The sequence below is a fragment of the Acinetobacter sp. LT1 genome (assembly GCF_059800965.1).
Window position 1 is genome coordinate 196,584 of the sequence record NZ_JBBAXE010000002.1, and the last position, 19,012, is coordinate 215,595.

Below are 19,012 nucleotides of genomic sequence, written 5' to 3' on the forward strand. Positions count from 1 at the left end.
GCTTTGTTTTTTAAGGCTGGCTTTTTAGTGGGTGCATTTAGGCTGTTTGCTTGTGAAAGTTCGGTTTTCTTTTTTCTTTGAAAGCATTTAATGCTTCTTTAAACTCGGAACCTTGTAAACAACGCGAGAAAATAGTCGACTCATGATCAATACGATTGAGTAGATCATTAATTGGCATATCTCTTAGTAACTTTTTACTCAGTTGTAAGGCTTGGCTTGGTTTCTGGGCTAATTTGATTGCCACATCTTCAACTACCTGATCCAACTCAGCGGCTTCAAATATTTCATTTACCAGACCATAATTTTTTGCTTGGTCTGCCGAAAATTTTTCACCCAATAAAATAATCTCAGAAGCTCGAGCAAAGCCCAATAATCTTGGCAGGATGTAACTTGAACCCGCTTCGGGTACAAGTCCCAAATTCACAAAGGGAAATTGAAAAATAGAGTTTTGGCTTGCATACACAAGGTCGCAATGTAGAAGCATAGTGCTGCCAATGCCAATTGCCACACCATTTACTTTAGCAATAATCGGTTTTGGAAACGTTGCTAAGCTTTTTAAGAAAACAATCGAAGCGGGTGGTTCTGAAGTGGTGATATCGCGTTTTTCAAATGCGTTTACATCATTGCCGCTGGTAAATGCGGAGTCTTCACCAGTCAGCACAACCACATGAATGTCTTGATTAGTTGAAGCCTCATCTAATGCCTGACTTAGGGCCGCATACATTTCGTAATTAATTGCATTCTTTTTAGTGGGATTACTGATGGTGAGCGTTAGTATATTTTTATCAAAATACTCATGAATTGTGCCTGTTTTAAGCTGGTTTTGAGTTTTGTTGTCCTGCTGCATCATTCATTCCTTTAACTAACTTTCTGTCTAAAAATTAAACTCATTAAAATAATGCTATCGAAAAATAATTCCGTTATCAATTATTTTGTTTTATATTGTGGTATATAATTTTGTATTGTGAAATTTTTACCTTAAGTCACTTTAAATGATGATAAGATTTATGTGTAAATAAGCATCTAGCTCTGCTAAGGAAATGAGAAGCTAGCTATAGAACAGTGAGTGGGAATAATATGAAGACCAAAATTACAGAACTATTTGAAATCGAGCATCCAATTATTCAAGGCGGTATGCATTATGTTGGTTTTGCAGAGCTGGCTGCTGCGGTTTCTAACGCGGGCGGATTAGGTATTATCACTGGCCTGACTCAGCGTACGCCTGAAAATCTAGCAAAAGAAATTGCACGTTGCCGAGAAATGACCGACAAGCCTTTTGGGGTAAATTTAACCTTTTTGCCTACGGTAAATACTCCTGATTATCCGGGTTTTGTAGAAGCAATCATTAAAGGCGGAGTAAAGGTTGTAGAAACAGCGGGGCGTAATCCTGAACAAGTCATGCCATATTTAAAGGCTGCTGGTATTAAAGTAATTCATAAATGTACTTCGGTTCGACATAGCTTAAAAGCTCAGCAAATTGGGTGCGATGCGGTTTCTGTAGATGGATTTGAGTGTGGTGGTCACCCCGGTGAGGATGATGTGCCCAATATGATTTTATTGCCTTTAGCTGCTGATGCATTAGAAATTCCGTTTGTTGCCTCAGGTGGGATGGCAGATGGACGCTCACTGGCTGCTGCATTAGCGATGGGAGCCGATGGAATTAACATGGGAACGCGTTTTATTGCGACTCAGGAAGCTCCCGTACATGCAAATGTGAAGCAGGCGATTCTGAATGCAACCGAAAGAGATACACGTTTAATTATGCGTGCTTTGCGAAATACAGAACGTGTCATGAATAATGCTGCTGTAGAAAAAATCGTGGCAAAAGAAAAAGCACTCGGCGATAACATTAAGTTTGAAGATATTATTGAAGAAGTTGCAGGGGTTTATCCAAAAGTCATGATTGATGGCGATGTAAATGCAGGTGCATGGTCATGTGGGTTAGTGGCAAGCTTAATCCATGATATTCCGACATGCGATGAACTGGTTAGCCGGATTGTCAAAGAGGCAGAAGATATTATTCGTGGTCGGTTATTAGGGGTTCTATAACGAACTATTGCCTACTTTATATAAGATCAGCACAAGTTTTAATTGTGCTGATTTTTTGCATCACTCACACAATAATAAAGACATAAAACGGCAAAAATTAAGCCTAAAATACAGACGCCCGTCCATCCGAAGTGTTTCCAAGCATAACTTCCTGCCGTTGTGCCTAAAGCGCCTCCAGCAAAGTAACCTGTCATATAAATCGCGTTAAACCGCGAACGTAATTCTTGATTAAGTTTAAATACAATACTTTGATTGGTGACATGTACAGCAGAAAGAGAAGCGTAGAGAATGAGTAAGGCAATAATATAAAAGGCGAAATGGTAGGGTAAAAGTAAAAACAGAACCCAACTTAAAATAAGGCCAACGCCGCAATAAATTGAAATTTTATGAATATAGCCTTGGTCAATAAATTTGCCTGAAAAATTGGCAACAAATGTTCCTAACACGCCAACAAAACCGAAAAGACCAATGGTAAAGTCGCTAAAAAAATAAGGTGCTGGAGCCAGAAGCAATGACATGGTGGTAAAAGTTAAACTCACACAAGCAAATGTAAAACCACCAATATAAGTTCTGGTTCTTAACCGTCGATTTTGAATAAAAATCTGTGGAAGAGAGCGAATAGTTTTTACATAATTTTCAGATTTAGTCGGTGGAAATAACCCGATATTACGATGCAAAATAATGGCAATGATAAGTAACAAAAAGCCACTGACCAGATAAATAATATTCCAAGCGAAAAGCGTAGACATCAGCCCTGAAAGGGATCGAGCGAGTAAAACCCCCATCATCAGTCCACTCAGTAAAAAACCAACGACACGGCCGCTTTGTTGAATTGGAACCAGACTTGCAGCAAGTGGTAACAACAGTTGGGCTGCACTAGAAAATAGACCAGTAATGATAGTGCCAAGCAGTAAAAGATAAATATTGTGCGAAAAACCGCTAATAATTAATCCACTTGAAGCCAATAACATAAAGATAAATAGTAACTTGCGCTTTTCTAATATGTCGCCCAATGGCATTAAAAAGAGTAAACCACATGCGTAGGTGATTTGGGCTAGAGTTGGCACCCACGCTGTAGTTGTTTCAGTTAAATCTAGGCTTACACTAATTGAATGAATAAGTGGCTGACTAAAATAATTTCCACCTGTACAAATGCCTGCGGCAATCGCCATTAAAATAATGGTTGGGGTATAGAGTGCGTTTTTCATCATGCCTTAGTCATAATGAAAGTAGACCTTTAATCAACACAACCATGACTATTTTAAGCACGACTGTTAATGCGTTTCATTCAAAGCATCTTGAATGTTGTGCACCATGTGGATTAAACGTGGTCCAATTTCACCTTCAAGTTTTTCCGGATTTAAATGAAAACTTGGCGCACCACAGTTAAAAACATAAAGACCGTGTTTCGAGCTGCCCAAAGGTACAGCTACCGAGTTCACTTCTTTATGCCACTCACCTAAAGACAAACAATATCCATAATCTTGGTAATCACGGAAAGCTCGTTCTAAAGAACGTTTTATGGCTGGCCAGTTTTCTGGATTTTTTTGTTTCAACGCATCAAGTAGAAAATTGCGCTCACGTTCAGGGGTCGCAGCCAAGCATGCTCGTCCCATTGAACTACTATGGATTGGCAAAGTAGAACCAATTGGACGGCGCATATTCAAGGCTGTTTCAATTTGCACAACATCGATATACACCATATTTAAGCGGTCACGCGTTGCCATCGCCACAGGCGCTTGAACATACTGACTCATCTCTTCCATATATTGATGAGCAATATTACGAATCGAGATGTTAGATAATGCTGCGTATCCTAAAGATAAGACACCAATATCTAGTGTGTATTTGGTCGAGTTAGGCAATTGTTTTAAATAACCTAATGACACAAGGGTATTGGTAATACGTGCAATGGTCGGTTTAGGTAAACCTGTCATTTTTGCTAATTCTTGGTTGCCAAGCACCTGATTATTTGCAGAAAAGCATCTTAAAAGTTCTAAACCGCGTGCTAAAGAAGCAATAAATTGCGGGTTGTTTTCCCGATGTATATGCGAAATAGGATCTAAACGTATCTCATCAAAATTTATTGGTTTTTCAGTTTCCGTGTTTTGAGACATTCGATCCTCAAATATAATTAAAGCAATAGTTTTGCCATTATATTTCGCTCTGCAAAATAAATCCATTCATCACTGCGCTGTTGTGATGAATGGATATCTGGTTCAATGGTTATGAAACGTTTTCAATCACCATTGCAAGACCTTGACCTACACCAATACATAGGCTCACCACGGCATATTTCTTCTTACGGCGAATTAACTCGCGCGCTACTGTTAACGCAAGACGAGCGCCTGAAGCACCAAGTGGATGACCAACAGCAATCGCACCACCGTTCGGGTTCACACGTGGATCATTAAAATCAACATTTAAACCTTTTAAACAAGATAAAACTTGTGAAGCAAAGGCTTCATTAATTTCGATAATGTCCATGTCATCTAAAGTAAGGCCAGCACGTGCAACCGCTTTTTTAATGGCTTCGATCGGACCTGCACCCATAATGCGTGGCTCAATACCTGCAGCCGCCGCTGATAAGATTTTTGCCATTGGTTTTAGGCCATATTTTTGACCTGCAGCTTCTGAACCAATCAAAAGTGCTGCTGCACCATCATTAATACCTGAGGCATTACCAGCTGTAACCACGCCACCTTCAAATAGAGGTTTTAACTTTGTGAGTGCTTCAACAGTTGAGCTTGGGCGAGGGTGTTCATCTTCTGAAACGAGTTTAGGCGGTAATTTTTTGCCTTGGAAAACCTCAATTGGTGTAATTTCATCGGCAAAGAAACCTTCTTCTTTGGCTTTTTGATATTTGGCTTGTGATTGAGCTGCAAAAAAATCAGCTTGTTCGCGGCTAATACCAAAGTCGGCTGCAACGTTATCACCCGTTTCAGGCATTGAATGACCGCCGTACTGAGCAATAATTTTTTTATTTGGAAAACGAGATCCAATGGTGGTGTCATAAATTTTTGCATCACGGCTATAAGCACTTTCGGCTTTACCCATCACAAAAGGTGCGCGAGACATACTTTCTACACCACCTGCAATATACAGCTCGCCTTCACCACAAGTAATGGCACGTGCTGAGTCAATCACAGCACCTAAACCACTCGCACATAGGCGGTTTACCGTCTGGCCCGGTACAGTAACAGGTAAACCTGCAAGTAATAGCGCATTTCGTGCCACATTACGACTATCTTCTCCAGCTTGGTTGGTGTCGCCTAAAATCACATCTTCAATATCCGCACCCGGCACACCAGTTTTTTCTAATAGTTTTTGAATGACAGTTGCGGCTAAATCATCAGGGCGAATTGAGGCAAGTTCACCTGCATGACGACCAAATGGACTACGTAAACCATCATAGATATATGCATTTAACATTGAGAAATTCCTTTTCAAGACTCGTGAGTAAAAGTAAGTGGTAAATGAAGTGCGACACGACGCTGTAACCATGGGCTAGGGCGGTAACGCGGGTCATGCGTAAGTGCTGTTATACGGTTAAGAATGAGTAAGATTTTTTCGCTACCGACTTGATCGCCCCATTCAATTGGTCCAAATGGATAGCCTAAGCCAAGACGTACTGCAGCATTAATATCATCTACCGTTGCAATATTTTGCTGGGCAATATCGCAGCCTAAATTAATGACCATTGCTAAAACGCGCTGCGTAACAAAGCCAATACTTTCATTAATCATACTCACCAGATTTCCATCTAGATTGAAAATAGAGTGAGCGGCTTGTCGGTATTCAGGTTTGGTAACAAGTGAAGGCATTAAGGTACGGTGCTTTGCAATGCCATAAAGCATGTCTATAGCAACAGCATGTTCTGGATTAACCCCAAGGCGAGTAGCCGCTTGAGTGGTATCTTCACCGTAACAAGCAAGTAAACATAAGCTATCTGTTTGTGGTTCAGAATTGGTGTCTAGGGTAATATTTTGCTGAGTTAAATAATCTTCGAGCTGTTTCTTATCATCTAAAAAATCGGCAGCGATCCAAACTTTTGGATATTGCGCTAAACGCTCTACAAACTTGGCAGGTTGTTCACCTGTTTTTGAACCAGTTTCATAGTTATAAAAACCTTGATTAACCTTACGTCCAAGTTGTTTGGCATCAAGCATTTGTTTGGTGAGCGGGTTTGGTTTGTAGCGGGCTTCTTCATAGTATTGGTGATAAATTGACTCCATCACAGGATGCGAGACATCAAGGCCAGTTAAATCGAGTAATTCAAAAGGACCCATTCTAAAACCAACGCCGTCACGTAAAATTCGGTCAATTTCACTAATATCACAGACATTTTCATTTAAAATTTTGAGCGCTTCGGTACCATAAGCTCGACCTGCATGGTTAATAATAAATCCAGGGGTGTCCTTCGCTACAACAGGGCGGTGACCAAATGCACGAGATAAATCGTTTAAAGCCTCAATAATAAGTGGATCTGTTTTTAAACCACGAATGACTTCGACCACTTTCATGAGTGGAACTGGGTTAAAGAAGTGATAGCCTACAACACGCTCAGGCTTTTTACAGTTTGAAGCAATGGCTGTAATAGAAAGAGAAGAGGTGTTTGAGGCTAAAATAGTATTATCCGAAACAATATCTTCAAGCTGCTGCATCAAGCTTTGTTTGACATCAAGACGTTCAACAATTGCTTCTACAATGAGGTCGCAATTTTTTAAATCTTCAATTTGATGAGCAACAATTAAATGGTTATTTGCTGCTGCCGCTTGCTCAGATGTAATTTTATTTTTATCGACTAACTTTTGAAATGTAGCAGCCAGTTTTTCTTTTGCCTGTTCTGCTGCACCGGCTTTGGCATCATATAAATAAGTGGTATGACCTGACTGTGCAGCAATTTGAGCAATACCACTGCCCATGACACCTACACCAATCACAGCCATGCTTTTAATATCATAAGTCATGTCGATCATCCTGATGATTAATCTATATTTGAAATTAAACGGAAAAATAGGGTTGGGTGATTTAGCTTAAGCATTGTTTATCACCATCAATTGGTAAGATTTGCCCTGAAATTGAGCGGCCACTGTCTGACGCTAAAAATAGGCATAAATCTGCAATATGCTTTGGATTGACAAAATATTTGAGCGACTGATTTTTCAGTGCATTTTGAGTCACTTCTTCAAGTGAGGTATGCGCTACATCGGCACGGGCCTGTAATACTCGCTGAACCCGATCACCATCGACTGCACCCGGAAGAATAGCGTTAACTCGAATATTATCTGCACCGAGTTCCATAGAAAGCGTTTTGGTAAAACCGATCAGCCCCCATTTTGAAGTGGAATAGGCTAATCGATATGGATAGCCTAAGCGGCCGGCAATAGACGACATATTAATAATCACGCCTGCTTGTGCTTTCTTTAAATAGGGAATGGCTAACCGGGTAATTAAAAAAGTGCTATTCAGGTTTAAATTAATGACCGTATTCCAATCTTCAAAACTTAACTCATCTGCTGCAACGGTCGGACCTGAAATGCCTGTGTTATTGACTAAAATATCAATACCGCCAAGTTTCTGAACTGCATGACTAAACATGAGTTTAATTTGCTCATGATCAGCCAAATCACACGTATATATATGTAGCTTTGGATAATCTTGTTGAAATTGTTCTAGGCTTTTAGCATTAATATCGCAAACAAAAACTTCATCCTGATTGTTTAAAAAGACTTCAGCAATGCATCGTCCAATCCCTGAACCACCTGCACTAATCAATACTTTTCTGGCCATTTTCATTCCTTTGTTATTATGGTTTTAAATTATTTACCTTGATACGACGGCTTACGCTTTTCGATAAAAGCTTGAACACCTTCATTTTTATCTTCGGTCGAAAACAGTAACTGGAATGCTTTTCGTTCTAGCGTTAAGCCTGCATTTAATGGAACGTCTTCGCTCATTAGTGCAACTTCTTTAATTTGTTGCAGGGCAATAGGAGGCATTTTTGCGAGGCTTTGTGCCATTTGAATCGCAGTTGGAATGGTTTGGTCATCTTCTGTGACTTGTGAAACAAGACCGATGATATAAGCTTCTTCGGCTTTTACCATGGCACCCGTCATAATCATGCGCATGGCATGGAATTTACCCACAACACGGAATAAACGTTGTGTACCACCAGCACCCGGCATTAAACCAACTTTAATTTCCGGCTGGCCAAAGGTTGCGCCTTTACCTGCAATAATAATGTCAGCATGCATTGCAAGTTCACAGCCACCACCTAACGCATAGCCATTTACAGCAGCAATGACTGGTTTAGGACACTGAGCAATCGCATTCCAATAACGTTCTGTATGATGCAATAACATTTCTGTGGAAGTTGCGGTTGCCATTTCTTTTAGATCCGCACCTGCAGCAAAGACTTCTTCACCGCCTGTGAGCACAACCGCATTGATCTCATCGTTAAAACTTAACTCGGTAAAAGCTTGTGCTAGTTGTTTGCGAACTTCACCATTTAAAGCATTCTTTGCTTCTGGGCGGTTAATTTTAACAACCGCTATTTTTTGAATAGAAAAGTCGACTTCTACGAAATTATTCCCTGTTGACACACTCATTTTTGAATTCCTTGTTTCGCATATCAAAACTATATTCCTTTTATGATGCTTATTTTGGAATTTATTTCAAGTCTTATTTCTTTTAAGAGCGTAGTTGATATCTTTTAAAAGATCTAAGTTATTGATATTACGTATTGCTCTAATTTTAAATTTCGTTTAACGAAATTAATTTTCAAAAAAGCTTGAAATTTGTATTTTCGTTCTCGTACTATGAAACACATCCGCAGTAAACAAGATTTAAAACATGGTATCCAGACAAGCTGGAGATGGCTGATGGGTGCGATGGAAATACATAAAAAGGGAGATCACAGATGATCCGTGATGAAGGGATGTTGGAGCAGTTACTTTCAACAATTCGAGATTTTGTAAAAAATGAATTGATCCCTCGTGAAAACGAAGTGGTAGAGAAAGACAAAATTCCAGATGACATTGTGCAGCAAATGCGTGAGCTAGGTTTGTTCGGGCTCACAATTCCCGAAGAATATGGTGGTCTAGGCATCACCATGGAAGAAGAGGTTAGAGTTGCATTTGAACTTGGACAAACTTCACCGGCTTTTCGTTCTTTAATTGGTACCAATAACGGGATTGGCTCAAGTGCAATTTTGATTGATGGTACAGAAGAGCAAAAGCAGAAATATTTACCGCGTTATGCAAGTGGCGAAATTATTGGTTCATTTTGTTTAACCGAGCCTGAATCTGGTTCTGATGCTGCCTCTTTAAAAACCAGTGCAGTAAAAGATGGTGATTTTTATGTGTTAAACGGTTCCAAACGTTTTATTACCAATGCACCTCACGCTGCAACTTTTACTGTAATGGCGCGAACCAATCCTGAAATTAAAGGGTCAGGTGGTATTTCAGCTTTTTTAGTTGAGGCCAATACACCGGGTATTACGTTAGGCAAAATTGATCAAAAAATGGGTCAAAAGGGTTCACACACTTGTGATGTGATTTTTGAAAATTGCCGTGTGCCTGCTTCTGCATTGATTGGTGGGGTAGAAGGTGTCGGTTTTAAAACGGCCATGAAAGTGCTTGATAAAGGGCGTTTGCACATTGGTGCTTATAGCGTGGGTGTTGCCGAACGCATGTTAAACGACGCATTGCACTATGCGATTGAGCGTAAACAGTTTGGTCAACCTATTGCAAACTTCCAGCTTATTCAAGCCATGCTTGCCGACTCTAAAGCCGAGATTTATGCAGCTAAATGTATGGTTTTAGATGCAGCTCGCCGCCGTGACAATGGCGAAAACATTAGCACAGAAGCATCATGCGCAAAAATGTTTGCGACTGAAATGTGCGGACGCGTTGCTGACCGCTGTGTACAGATTCACGGTGGTGCTGGCTATATCAGTGAATATGCCATCGAGCGTTTTTATCGTGATGTTCGTTTGTTCCGTTTATATGAAGGAACCACGCAAGTTCAACAAATTATTATTGCCAAAAACATGATTAGGGAAGCTACAGCCTAATAAAAAATCAAATGCCATGAGGCATTGGATGCCTCATGTTCCTTCTGAGGATATGGACATGACAACAGAAACAGTTACCCAAAATACGGCTAGCAGTGAAGCTATCCAGACACCAAAAAAGATTTGGATTACCGCATTTATATTCGCTTTTTTAACATTGTTGTGTGATGGGGCAGACTTAGGTTTTTTGGCATTGAGCCTGACCAGTCTTAAAACAGAATTTCATTTAACCGGTGTACAAGCTGGAACGTTAGGCAGTTTAACGCTTTTTGGATCGGCAGTGGGTGGTCTGATTGGTGGCTGGGCGTGTGACCGTTTTGGGCGAGTTCGCATTATTGTGTTCTTTATTGCTTATTCTTCAGTTTTAACTAGTGCGTTGGGTTTTACTGATTCTTATATGCAATTTGCAGTTTTAAGAACATTTGGAGCGATGGGCTTAGGCGCACTTTATATTGCCTGTAATATCTTAATGTCTGAAATGGTGCCAACCAAACATCGCTCGACTGTTTTAGCTACTCTCATGACGGGTTACACCTTAGGTTCTTTACTCGCGACATTATTAGCAGGACATATTATTCCTGAACATGGCTGGCGTTTCCTTTACTGGATTGCAATTGCGCCCGTGGTGTTGTCAGTTTTGATGCACTTTTGTGTACCTGAACCTGAGTCATGGAAAAAAGCCCGTCAACTAAAAGCACTAGAAGTCGCTCAAAGTAACCAACCTAAAAAACGCCAAAATCCATATCTTGAGATTTTAAGAGATAAAAAACATGGCACCATGTTTGTGCTTTGGATTATTAGTACTGGTGCATTGCAGTTTGGTTATTACGGCGTAAGTAACTGGTTACCAGCTTATTTAGAGTCTGATCTAGGCATCAAATTTAAAGAAATGGCCATGTATATGGTCGGTACTTTCCTGATTATGATGTTTGCCAAAGTGATCGCAGGGATCGTTGCCGACAAATTAGGACGCCGCGCTGTATTCGCTTTTGGAACCATTGGTACAGCCTTATTTATTCCAGTGATTGTCTACCTAAATACACCAACCAACATTTTATGGATGATGCTGTTCTTCGGTTTCCTTTACGGTATTCCATACGCAATTAATGCCACCTATATGACAGAAAGTTTCCCGACTTCTATTCGAGGCTCGGCAGTGGGTGGTGCTTATAATATTGGCAAAGTACTTTCTATTTTCTCTCCATTAACAATTGGTTTTCTATCGCAAAACGGTTCTATTGGCTTAGGACTCTTGGTGATGGCTGCGGCTTATTTTATCTGCGGTGTAATCCCATTGTTATTTATTAAAGACCGACTATTTAACCCGCAAAAGGCAGAGTGACAGATCAATCTGTCGCCTTAAATTAAGGATGAAAAGGGACAAGTGAGATGATAAATAAAATCACCAGTGACATTGAACCGATTTTAAAAGCTATTCCTGATGGTGCAACCATCATGACAGGCGGGTTCGGTGTGACGGGGCAACCTGCTGAATTAATTGAAGCCTTAATCGATTTAGGAAAAAAAGAACTCACCGTTGTAAATAACAATGCGGCTTCTGGTGATCGTGGCCTAACCAAGCTCATTATTGCTGGCTGTGTTAAAAAAATGATTTGTTCATTTCCGAAATCTGCTGGATCAACCGTTTTTCAAGACTTATATAGAGCGGGAAAAATTGAGTTAGAACTAGTTCCACAAGGTAATTTGGCTTGTCGGATTCAGGCCGCAGGGGCTGGTTTAGGGGCTATTTTTACGCCGACTGGTTATGGTACCAAAGTTGCCGAGGGTAAAGAGACCCGAACCATCAACGGTAAAAATTATGTGCTTGAATATCCACTTGAAGCTGATTTTGCACTGATTTATGCCGATAAAGCCGACCGCTGGGGCAATTTAACTTACCGCAAAGCAGCCCGCAATTTTGGGCCGATCATGGCAAAAGCCGCCAAGACCACGATTGTTCAAGTGAATGACACTGTAGAGCTAGGAACGCTTGACCCAGAGTGCATTATTACACCGGGAATTTTTGTTCAGCACGTTGTAAAAGTAGGAGATATCTAATGTCAGTTCAAAAGCGTTCTCGTGAAGATATTGCCAAACTCATTGCCAATGACATTCCGGAAGGTTCTTATGTCAATTTAGGAATTGGCTTACCGACCAACGTTGCTAAATTTTTGCCAAAAGACAAAGAAATCTTTTTACATTCGGAAAATGGGGTTTTGGCTTTTGGCCCACCACCACAACCGGGTGAGGAAGATGAAGACTTAGTAAATGCCGGAAAAGAACTTGTCACTTTGTTAGACGGTGGATGCTTTATGCATCATGGCGACTCGTTTGATATTATGCGAGGCGGTCATTTGGACATTTGTGTGATTGGTGCATTCCAAGTTGCGGTAAATGGGGACTTGGCAAACTGGCATACCGGTAAAGCGGATGATGTACCCGCAGTTGGCGGTGCTATGGACTTGGCGGTCGGCGCGAAAACGATTTATGTCTATATGGAACACGTCACTAAAAAAGGTGAGTCCAAAATTGTAAAAGAACTGAGCTATCCAATGACGGGTGAGCAGTGTGTAAATCGTATTTATACCGATTTATGCATTATTGAACTCAAAGACCAAAAAGCTTATGTCACAGAAATGGTGGAAGGCTTAACTTTTGATGAGCTACAGGCAGTCACAGACTGTGAATTAATCGATGCACGTGTAGCCTAAATACACACGGAAAAACGCTTCTTTAAGGATTAAAAGATGAAAAAATTAATATTAGCTGCAGCTTGCGCTGCGGCTTCAGGGACTATTTTTGCAAATTCTTCAGATACCACAGAACAAAGAATTAATTTGCTAGAAACCGAGCTGCAAAAATTAAAAGCAGAACTTGCTGCTCAGAAACAAACTCAAAATAATTTACAGGTCAAACAGGTAAAGATCGAAGAAAATATTGAAAAAACTAAAGCCACTGTAACAGAGAAGCCTGTTGCTCCTTCGTGGGTGACTTGGACAGATAATGTGAAGGTTTACGGTATTGCCCGTGTTGATGCAGCGGTTGATTTTAAATCATCACCAGACTCAGGTGGTAGAACAACCAGCAGTCTGTACCGAACACCTTTTGAAAGTGAAAAACGTTCAAATCATGCACGTTCCGATGCCATGATTAATGCAAGCCGATTAGGTGTTTATTTTAATAGTCCTAATAAAGCAGTTACAGGAAATATTGAAGCCGATTTCTTTGATAGCTCTAACATGGGAACGGGGGATGGTAAATTCCGTATCCGTCATGCATTTTTTACCTATAAAGACTGGACCTTTGGTCAAACATGGTCACTTATGTCTAACATGGAAACCCGTACAGAAGCTGTCGATTACACCCAATTTGTGGGAACCTCTTATACGCGGACTCCTCAAATTCGCTATGACTGGAAAATTGATGCCAATAATGATTTAAAAGTAGCCCTGGAATATACAGGTTCGAGAGTCTCGGCATTTCCAACTTTAACTGGTCGTTATACCTTTAAACAAGGTCCTTTAACGGCCCTTGCTCAAGGCTTTATTAATGAAAAGTCTACAGATGTGGCAACTGCCACGGTGAAAAAAGTAAGTTGGGGTGCAGGAGGCGGCTTAAAATATCAACTCACGCCAAAACAATCGGTACAAGCAAATTATCAATATATTGTCGGTGATCAAAAATTTATGCCGTATACCACCCAAAGTGGGTTGGCAAATTCAACAAGTTTAAATGCCGCGGGTGATTTCTCTTTAAACGAAGACAAAACAGATTTGGTTATGAATAAGTTGAATAGCATCAATATTGGTTATTCATATAAATTTAATGAGCAATGGCGTGCAAACTTATCGGCTTCAATGTTTGATTATGATGATGACACGGCTTATGCCAAACTTAACCCAGATGCCAACAAACGCCTAACTGACTATGCAGCTAACGTTTTCTATTCACCAATTGAGCAAATGGATATTGGTATGGAATATCATCAAGGCAAACGAGAAGTGTTTGATGGCAGAACAGCTGATGTATCACGTGTAAATTTTGTATCGATGTATAAATTTTAAAATAGGGCGTAATTAAAAATGGAAAAACTAGTTGAGCCCAATGCAGAAAATATACTGTCAAAAAGCTTTATTTTTATCATGGCAATGACATGTGGAATTTGTGCGGGTTCAAACTATTATAACCAGCCTTTAATCTATTCGATTGCTGAAGCATTAAAAGTTAATGCTGATCAAGTTGCTTTAACTATTGTGATTAGCCAACTGTCATATGCAGTTGGCCTTTTTATATTAGTTCCTTTAGGCGACTTCTTTGAAAAGCGAAGTTATATTTGCTTGCTCATGTGTTGTACAGGCCTTGCCCAAGTAGGGTTATCTTTAAGTCAAACCTTGCCAGCTTTATATGGCTTTACCTTTTTAGCCACATTCTTTTCAATTGCGACACAAGTTTTAGTTCCTTTCGCCGCAGGTTTAGCTAGTCCTAAAAAAAGCCCTCAAGTTGTAGGCACTCTCATGAGTGGTTTGTTTTTGGGAATATTGTTGGCGCGTTCTATTGCAGGCTTACTTTCTACAGTTTGGTCTTGGCATGCGGTTTATTTAATTAGTGGAATTGTCATTTTGGTGTTTGCTTGGGTGATGTGGGTGAAGTTGCCAGTTGCACGTAAGTCTCATCAACTCAATATTCTACAGATTTATGGTTCATTATTTTCATTAGCAGCTCATCAGCCTCATTTACTGCGCCGTGGTTTGGCAGGGGGAATTGGCTTTGGAATTTTGGCTCTGATTTTTACTACTATGACTTTTATTTTGGCGAATGAGCCTTATCACTTTAACGATTTCCAGATTGGTTTATTTGGGATTGTTGGACTGGCAGGTGTGTTTGCGACCCCTTGGGCAGGTAAGAAAATTGCAGCAGGACTTGAAAATAAAATTGCAGTAATTTGCATGGGCCTATTAATAAGTGCATGGATACCACTATTTTTTGCTCAGCAGTCTCTGGTTGCCTACGCTGTTGGTGTGATTATGGCGTACTTCGGTTTGTCAGCATTTCATGTGCTTAACCAAAATTTGGTCTATCGAATTTCGGCCGAGGCACGTTCCCGTATTAATTCAATTTATATGACCTTATATTTTGGCGGAGCCGCCTTAGGTTCTTTTATTGCGGTGTATGCATGGAAACATTGGGGATGGGAAGCATGTGCAGCCTTAGGTTTAGCGATGGCAATAACAAGTTTCTTGATTGATCGTTTAGATTTTTATGAAATGGGCAAGATTGCCAAGCAAGAAAAGCTCCATAAATAGGAGCTTTAAAATTTTATTATTTGCGAATAATCATTAAGGTTGCTGAAGCAAAAGCATACACTTTGCCGTTCTCATCTACGATTTTACCTTCGGTACTAATAATATTCCGGCCCGCATTAATCAACTCGGCTGTCGCATAGTAAGACGTATCAACCTGCATGGGGCGGATCATTTTTACATTTAAATCAATGGTTCCATAACCAACGCCATGTTCAAGTAATGTATGAGCTGCGCTGCCTGTTGCTGTATCTAAAGCTGTGGCGCAAAAGCCGCCGTGTACACCGCCTTGTATATTTCTATGTTCTTTGCGAGGAGTAACTTTATAAGTTGCTTTACCTTCGGAAACTTCAACGAGTTCCATTGGTATGGTGTGAGCCATAGGTGATGGAGAAACTTCACCATTTTTTAAAGCGGTTAAAAATTCAAGACCTGTGTATTTCGGGCTTTCCATAAATCGTCCTTGCATGATTAAGCAGTCTAATCACCATACTATAAATTGATTTTTTACGGAATAAAATTTTGCAATACAAAATAAAAAATTATTCTAGTTAAACGAGACTAAATACTTTTTATCTTATATTTATTTTAAAAACATATAGTTATATTTTTTATCTATGGCTAAGCTAGGATGATTTTATTAAATTAGTGAAAATGTATTTTGCTATAAGAAATTTTTTGATATTTTGGTGAGATTGAAACAATAAAAGTCCATTTTAAGGAAAAAACGATATCTGCCCCTATAACAAAGGCAGTAACGTGGAAGGGAAAAACTATGCCTTTATACAAAGCTCCATTACGCGATATGCAATTTGTGCTGCATGAAATGCTTCAAACAGAACAGAACTACCAAGGTTTAAGCAAATATCAGGAAAGTGTAAATCGAGAATTAATTGATCAATATTTAGAAGCAGCAGCAGATTTTTGTGAAAATGAGTTGGCACCGATTAACCAAAATGGTGATCAGGAAGGCTGTCATTTAAATCAAGGCGTAGTCACAACACCAAAAGGTTTTAAAGAAGCCTACCAAAAATATGCCGAGCTTGGGTTTACTTCATTAACCGCCGATCCGGAATATGGTGGGCAGGGCTTGCCGACATTGCTGCGGATTGCGATTTCTGAAATGTTATGTGGTTCTAATTGGGCTTGGGCGATGTATCCCGGCTTATCTCATGGCGCGATGAGAACAATTGAGCACCATGGTGCCGAGCAACAAAAACAGAAGTTTTTGACTAAACTCATTAGTGGTGTCTGGACTGGAACCATGTGTTTAACCGAGTCACATGCGGGTTCGGACCTTGGATTAATTAGAACAAAAGCAGAACCAAATCCGGACGGTAGCTACTCCATTACGGGTGAAAAGATTTTTATCTCGGCGGGTGAGCATGATCTTTCAGAAAATATTATTCATATTGTTTTAGCTCGTTTGCCTCAAGCACCCGCAGGGACCAAAGGCATTTCTTTATTTATTGTGCCTAAATTTAATGTGAGTGATGATGGTCAGGTGCTGGACCGTAATAAAGTCGTTTGTAGTGCGATTGAACATAAAATGGGGATTCATGGAAATGCCACCTGTGTACTGAATTTTGATGGTGCCAAAGGTTATTTGATTGGTCCGGAAAATCGCGGGCTCAATTGTATGTTTACCTTTATGAATACCGCACGTATTGGAACGGCAGTACAAGGGCTTGCTGCTTCTGAAATTTCATTTCAAGGCGCATTAAGTTATGCCAAAGAGCGCCTTGCCATGCGTTCGCTATCTGGTTCTCAATATCCTGAGAAAAATGCCGACCCAATTATTGTGCATCCCGCTGTACGTTCGATGTTAATGACGCAAAAAGCGTTTTCTGAAGGCGGCCGTGCACTGGCTTACTTTTTAGCTCAGCATGTCGATATTGTCGAAAGTTCAAACGATCAGGAACAGCAAAAACACTCTGATGAATTACTGGCTTTTTTAACGCCAATTGCCAAAGCTTTTTTAACAGAATCAGGTAATGAGTCTGCCAAGCATGGCGTTCAAGTATTTGGTGGCCACGGCTTCATTGTTGAGCATGGTATGGAGCAAATTGTACGTGATGCGCGTATCTCAACATTGTATGAGGGAACGACCGAAATCCAGTCTTTAGATCTACTTGCACGTAAAGTCCTCAAGTCAGAAGGCAAACTTCTAAAAAATATGACCGACTTAATTGATCAATTTATTGGTCAACAGCAATCCAATGAAGTCTTGAAACCTTATTTAGAAAAATTAGCTGAGCTTAAGCAGCAATGGCTGTCACTGACCAAAACGATTGCAGAGAAAGCCAAGCACAACCCTGAAGAAATAGGGGCTGCTTCAGTAGATTATCTTTATTTTTCCAGTTACGTCGTGTTCGCTTACTTATGGGCTCGAATGGCACAAGTTGCCCATGAAAAATTAGAATTGGGTACACAAGAGGAAGCTTTTTATAAAGCAAAATTAACTACTGCTAAGTTTTTCTATCAAAAGCTTTTGCATCGTACACAGAGTCATGCTGCTTCTATCGAGTCTGGTGCTGACGCTGTGATGGAGCTCGATCAAGATGCTTTTGCTTTTTAGTGAATAGTCATTTTTAGAATCACTAGGTAAAAATTTATGTACGGAATTTTACCTAGTGATTAAATTTGTAATTTTAGACTCATCAGTTTTTGGTAGGAAAAACCAGTTGAGCCAAAGAAATAGAGGGTTAACATAAGCATTAAAACGTGAATTTTCATCAAATATTGATGTTGGATAAGGACTACGGAAAGAAAATCATGAATGCTTATTATCAATTACTGAATAGAACAATTGGTCCTCAAGGTGAAGTCATTGCTCATTATTGCTCAACTGTCCATGCACAAGGGGCTTGGAACCCTCATGAACAGCATATGGCACCTGCAAGTGGTGTAATCGCAGCAGAGTTAGAACAGTTTTCACCGCGACAAGATATGCGAATTGGTCGAATTAGTTTTGATATTTTTGGATTGATTGCATTTGGTGAGTTTACGATTAAAACACATGTGATTCGTGCCGGTAAAACCATTGAATTGATTGAAGCCGAAATGCAAGCACAAGGTAAAACCTGTATTGTGGCTAGAGCATGGCGCATGTGTACTCAAGACAGTTCCGATATTGCTGGGCTTGAAGATCAGCCAGTTCATCATCCAGATACCTTTACAGAATGGACAGGTATGAAAAGATGGCCGGGTGGTTTTATCCAGACACTCGTCACTAAAACTGATGATCAGCATCGCGCAGGCAAAGGGATTGTTTGGCTGAATAATGATAAAGAAATCGTGGAAGGGCAGCCGACCACAGATTTTGCGCATTTAATTGGCATGGTAGATGCGGCAAACGGCATTGTCCCAAGACAAGAAGGCGAATTTACTTGGGGCTTTCCAAATCTTGATTTGCAAATCCACATGCACCGTTATCCGCAAGGGAAATGGCTAGGTCTGGAAACCGTTCAGCAATATGGTTCGGATGGTATTGGTTTAACCAGTGCAGTTTTACATGACGTACATGGTCCATTTGGACGAAGCGAGCAGATTTTGACTTTACGTAAAATGGCTAAATAAATTTTTG

The 19,012-nt window shown here is 40.2% G+C and carries 17 protein-coding genes; 9 read left to right on the forward strand and 8 right to left on the reverse strand.

Translation table 11 applies throughout. The features are described 5' to 3' along the window. Positions 1-37: 37 nt before the first annotated feature. Complete coding sequence (locus WBW42_RS02655; RefSeq protein ID WP_032070491.1) at positions 38-847, reverse strand: enoyl-CoA hydratase; 810 nt, start codon at positions 845-847, stop codon at positions 38-40. 230 nt (positions 848-1,077) lie between these two features. Here WBW42_RS02655 and WBW42_RS02660 point away from each other — a divergent pair, with 230 nt between their 5' ends. Then, positions 1,078-2,049, forward strand: coding sequence for an NAD(P)H-dependent flavin oxidoreductase (locus WBW42_RS02660; RefSeq protein WP_032070492.1), 972 nt, complete (start codon positions 1,078-1,080; stop codon positions 2,047-2,049). A gap of 38 nt (positions 2,050-2,087) precedes the next feature. Here the strand turns inward: WBW42_RS02660 and WBW42_RS02665 are convergent, their stop codons facing one another. The 6 genes from WBW42_RS02665 to WBW42_RS02690 all read right to left on the reverse strand — a co-directional run bounded on the left by WBW42_RS02665 (position 2,088) and on the right by WBW42_RS02690 (position 8,660). Further along, entirely contained in the window at positions 2,088-3,260 is a 1,173-nt protein-coding gene (locus WBW42_RS02665; protein ID WP_032056451.1) for an MFS transporter, read from the reverse strand. A 63-nt stretch (positions 3,261-3,323) separates the two neighbouring features. Then, positions 3,324-4,166, reverse strand: coding sequence for an IclR family transcriptional regulator (locus WBW42_RS02670; protein ID WP_032056450.1), 843 nt, complete (start codon positions 4,164-4,166; stop codon positions 3,324-3,326). Positions 4,167-4,275: 109 nt separating this feature from the next. Continuing rightward, positions 4,276-5,481 (reverse strand): 3-oxoadipyl-CoA thiolase, encoded by a 1,206-nt coding sequence (locus tag WBW42_RS02675; RefSeq protein ID WP_032044212.1) that lies wholly within the window; start codon positions 5,479-5,481, stop codon positions 4,276-4,278. A gap of 14 nt (positions 5,482-5,495) precedes the next feature. Then, a complete protein-coding gene (locus WBW42_RS02680) occupies positions 5,496-7,019 on the reverse strand; it encodes a 3-hydroxyacyl-CoA dehydrogenase (protein WP_032056449.1) in 1,524 nt (507 codons plus the stop codon). Between the two features lie 61 nt (positions 7,020-7,080). Continuing rightward, positions 7,081-7,842: an SDR family oxidoreductase gene (locus tag WBW42_RS02685; RefSeq protein ID WP_032056448.1), complete on the reverse strand. Its 762-nt coding sequence runs from the start codon at positions 7,840-7,842 to the stop codon at positions 7,081-7,083. A gap of 29 nt (positions 7,843-7,871) precedes the next feature. Then, complete coding sequence (locus WBW42_RS02690) at positions 7,872-8,660, reverse strand: enoyl-CoA hydratase (RefSeq protein ID WP_032070493.1); 789 nt, start codon at positions 8,658-8,660, stop codon at positions 7,872-7,874. 311 nt (positions 8,661-8,971) lie between these two features. Between WBW42_RS02690 and WBW42_RS02695 the strand changes: the two genes are divergently transcribed. The 6 genes from WBW42_RS02695 to WBW42_RS02720 are packed head-to-tail and all read left to right on the forward strand — an operon-like array spanning position 8,972 to position 15,429. Beyond that, positions 8,972-10,126: an acyl-CoA dehydrogenase family protein gene (locus tag WBW42_RS02695; protein WP_163114383.1), complete on the forward strand. Its 1,155-nt coding sequence runs from the start codon at positions 8,972-8,974 to the stop codon at positions 10,124-10,126. A 58-nt stretch (positions 10,127-10,184) separates the two neighbouring features. Next, positions 10,185-11,468 (forward strand): MFS transporter, encoded by a 1,284-nt coding sequence (locus WBW42_RS02700; RefSeq protein ID WP_017481548.1) that lies wholly within the window; start codon positions 10,185-10,187, stop codon positions 11,466-11,468. Between the two features lie 47 nt (positions 11,469-11,515). Next, a complete protein-coding gene (locus WBW42_RS02705) occupies positions 11,516-12,184 on the forward strand; it encodes a 3-oxoacid CoA-transferase subunit A (RefSeq protein ID WP_000608704.1) in 669 nt (222 codons plus the stop codon). Further along, positions 12,184-12,837 carry a 3-oxoacid CoA-transferase subunit B gene (locus tag WBW42_RS02710; RefSeq protein ID WP_032056441.1) on the forward strand — a complete coding sequence of 218 codons (654 nt, stop codon included), beginning with the start codon at positions 12,184-12,186 and terminating at the stop codon, positions 12,835-12,837. The genes WBW42_RS02705 and WBW42_RS02710 overlap by 1 nt, the downstream gene beginning before the upstream one ends. A gap of 36 nt (positions 12,838-12,873) precedes the next feature. Further along, the gene (dcaP, locus tag WBW42_RS02715; RefSeq protein ID WP_032056440.1) at positions 12,874-14,190 is read left to right on the forward strand and encodes an outer membrane trimeric porin-like protein DcaP; all 1,317 of its coding nucleotides are present in this window, start codon (positions 12,874-12,876) and stop codon (positions 14,188-14,190) included. Between the two features lie 18 nt (positions 14,191-14,208). Next, complete coding sequence (locus WBW42_RS02720) at positions 14,209-15,429, forward strand: MFS transporter (RefSeq protein WP_032056439.1); 1,221 nt, start codon at positions 14,209-14,211, stop codon at positions 15,427-15,429. A 16-nt stretch (positions 15,430-15,445) separates the two neighbouring features. On the opposite strand, the gene WBW42_RS02725 is transcribed toward WBW42_RS02720, so the two are convergent. Then, positions 15,446-15,895 (reverse strand): PaaI family thioesterase, encoded by a 450-nt coding sequence (locus tag WBW42_RS02725; RefSeq protein WP_079284144.1) that lies wholly within the window; start codon positions 15,893-15,895, stop codon positions 15,446-15,448. 306 nt (positions 15,896-16,201) lie between these two features. Between WBW42_RS02725 and WBW42_RS02730 the strand changes: the two genes are divergently transcribed. Both WBW42_RS02730 and WBW42_RS02735 read left to right on the forward strand, forming a co-directional pair. Continuing rightward, entirely contained in the window at positions 16,202-18,004 is a 1,803-nt protein-coding gene (locus WBW42_RS02730) for an acyl-CoA dehydrogenase C-terminal domain-containing protein (protein WP_032070495.1), read from the forward strand. A 197-nt stretch (positions 18,005-18,201) separates the two neighbouring features. After that, on the forward strand, positions 18,202-19,005 hold the full coding sequence (locus WBW42_RS02735; RefSeq protein WP_032056434.1) for a thioesterase family protein: 804 nt from the start codon (positions 18,202-18,204) through the stop codon (positions 19,003-19,005). Positions 19,006-19,012 lie beyond the last annotated feature (7 nt).

Bases quoted from the DNA above. Each gene is read 5' to 3' on its own strand.
- WBW42_RS02660 (WP_032070492.1), top strand. From the start codon at position 1,078: ATGAAGACCAAAATTACAGAACTATTTGAAATCGAGCATCCAATTATT.
- WBW42_RS02680 (WP_032056449.1), bottom strand. From the start codon at position 7,019: ATGACTTATGATATTAAAAGCATGGCTGTGATTGGTGTAGGTGTCATG.
- WBW42_RS02700 (WP_017481548.1), top strand. From the start codon at position 10,185: ATGACAACAGAAACAGTTACCCAAAATACGGCTAGCAGTGAAGCTATC.
- WBW42_RS02735 (WP_032056434.1), top strand. From the start codon at position 18,202: ATGAATGCTTATTATCAATTACTGAATAGAACAATTGGTCCTCAAGGT.
- WBW42_RS02670 (WP_032056450.1), bottom strand. From the start codon at position 4,166: ATGTCTCAAAACACGGAAACTGAAAAACCAATAAATTTTGATGAGATA.
- WBW42_RS02720 (WP_032056439.1), top strand. From the start codon at position 14,209: ATGGAAAAACTAGTTGAGCCCAATGCAGAAAATATACTGTCAAAAAGC.
- WBW42_RS02705 (WP_000608704.1), top strand. From the start codon at position 11,516: ATGATAAATAAAATCACCAGTGACATTGAACCGATTTTAAAAGCTATT.
- WBW42_RS02690 (WP_032070493.1), bottom strand. From the start codon at position 8,660: ATGAGTGTGTCAACAGGGAATAATTTCGTAGAAGTCGACTTTTCTATT.
- dcaP (WP_032056440.1), top strand. From the start codon at position 12,874: ATGAAAAAATTAATATTAGCTGCAGCTTGCGCTGCGGCTTCAGGGACT.
- WBW42_RS02730 (WP_032070495.1), top strand. From the start codon at position 16,202: ATGCCTTTATACAAAGCTCCATTACGCGATATGCAATTTGTGCTGCAT.
- WBW42_RS02685 (WP_032056448.1), bottom strand. From the start codon at position 7,842: ATGGCCAGAAAAGTATTGATTAGTGCAGGTGGTTCAGGGATTGGACGA.
- WBW42_RS02725 (WP_079284144.1), bottom strand. From the start codon at position 15,895: ATGCAAGGACGATTTATGGAAAGCCCGAAATACACAGGTCTTGAATTT.
- WBW42_RS02655 (WP_032070491.1), bottom strand. From the start codon at position 847: ATGCAGCAGGACAACAAAACTCAAAACCAGCTTAAAACAGGCACAATT.
- WBW42_RS02675 (WP_032044212.1), bottom strand. From the start codon at position 5,481: ATGTTAAATGCATATATCTATGATGGTTTACGTAGTCCATTTGGTCGT.
- WBW42_RS02710 (WP_032056441.1), top strand. From the start codon at position 12,184: ATGTCAGTTCAAAAGCGTTCTCGTGAAGATATTGCCAAACTCATTGCC.
- WBW42_RS02695 (WP_163114383.1), top strand. From the start codon at position 8,972: ATGATCCGTGATGAAGGGATGTTGGAGCAGTTACTTTCAACAATTCGA.
- WBW42_RS02665 (WP_032056451.1), bottom strand. From the start codon at position 3,260: ATGATGAAAAACGCACTCTATACCCCAACCATTATTTTAATGGCGATT.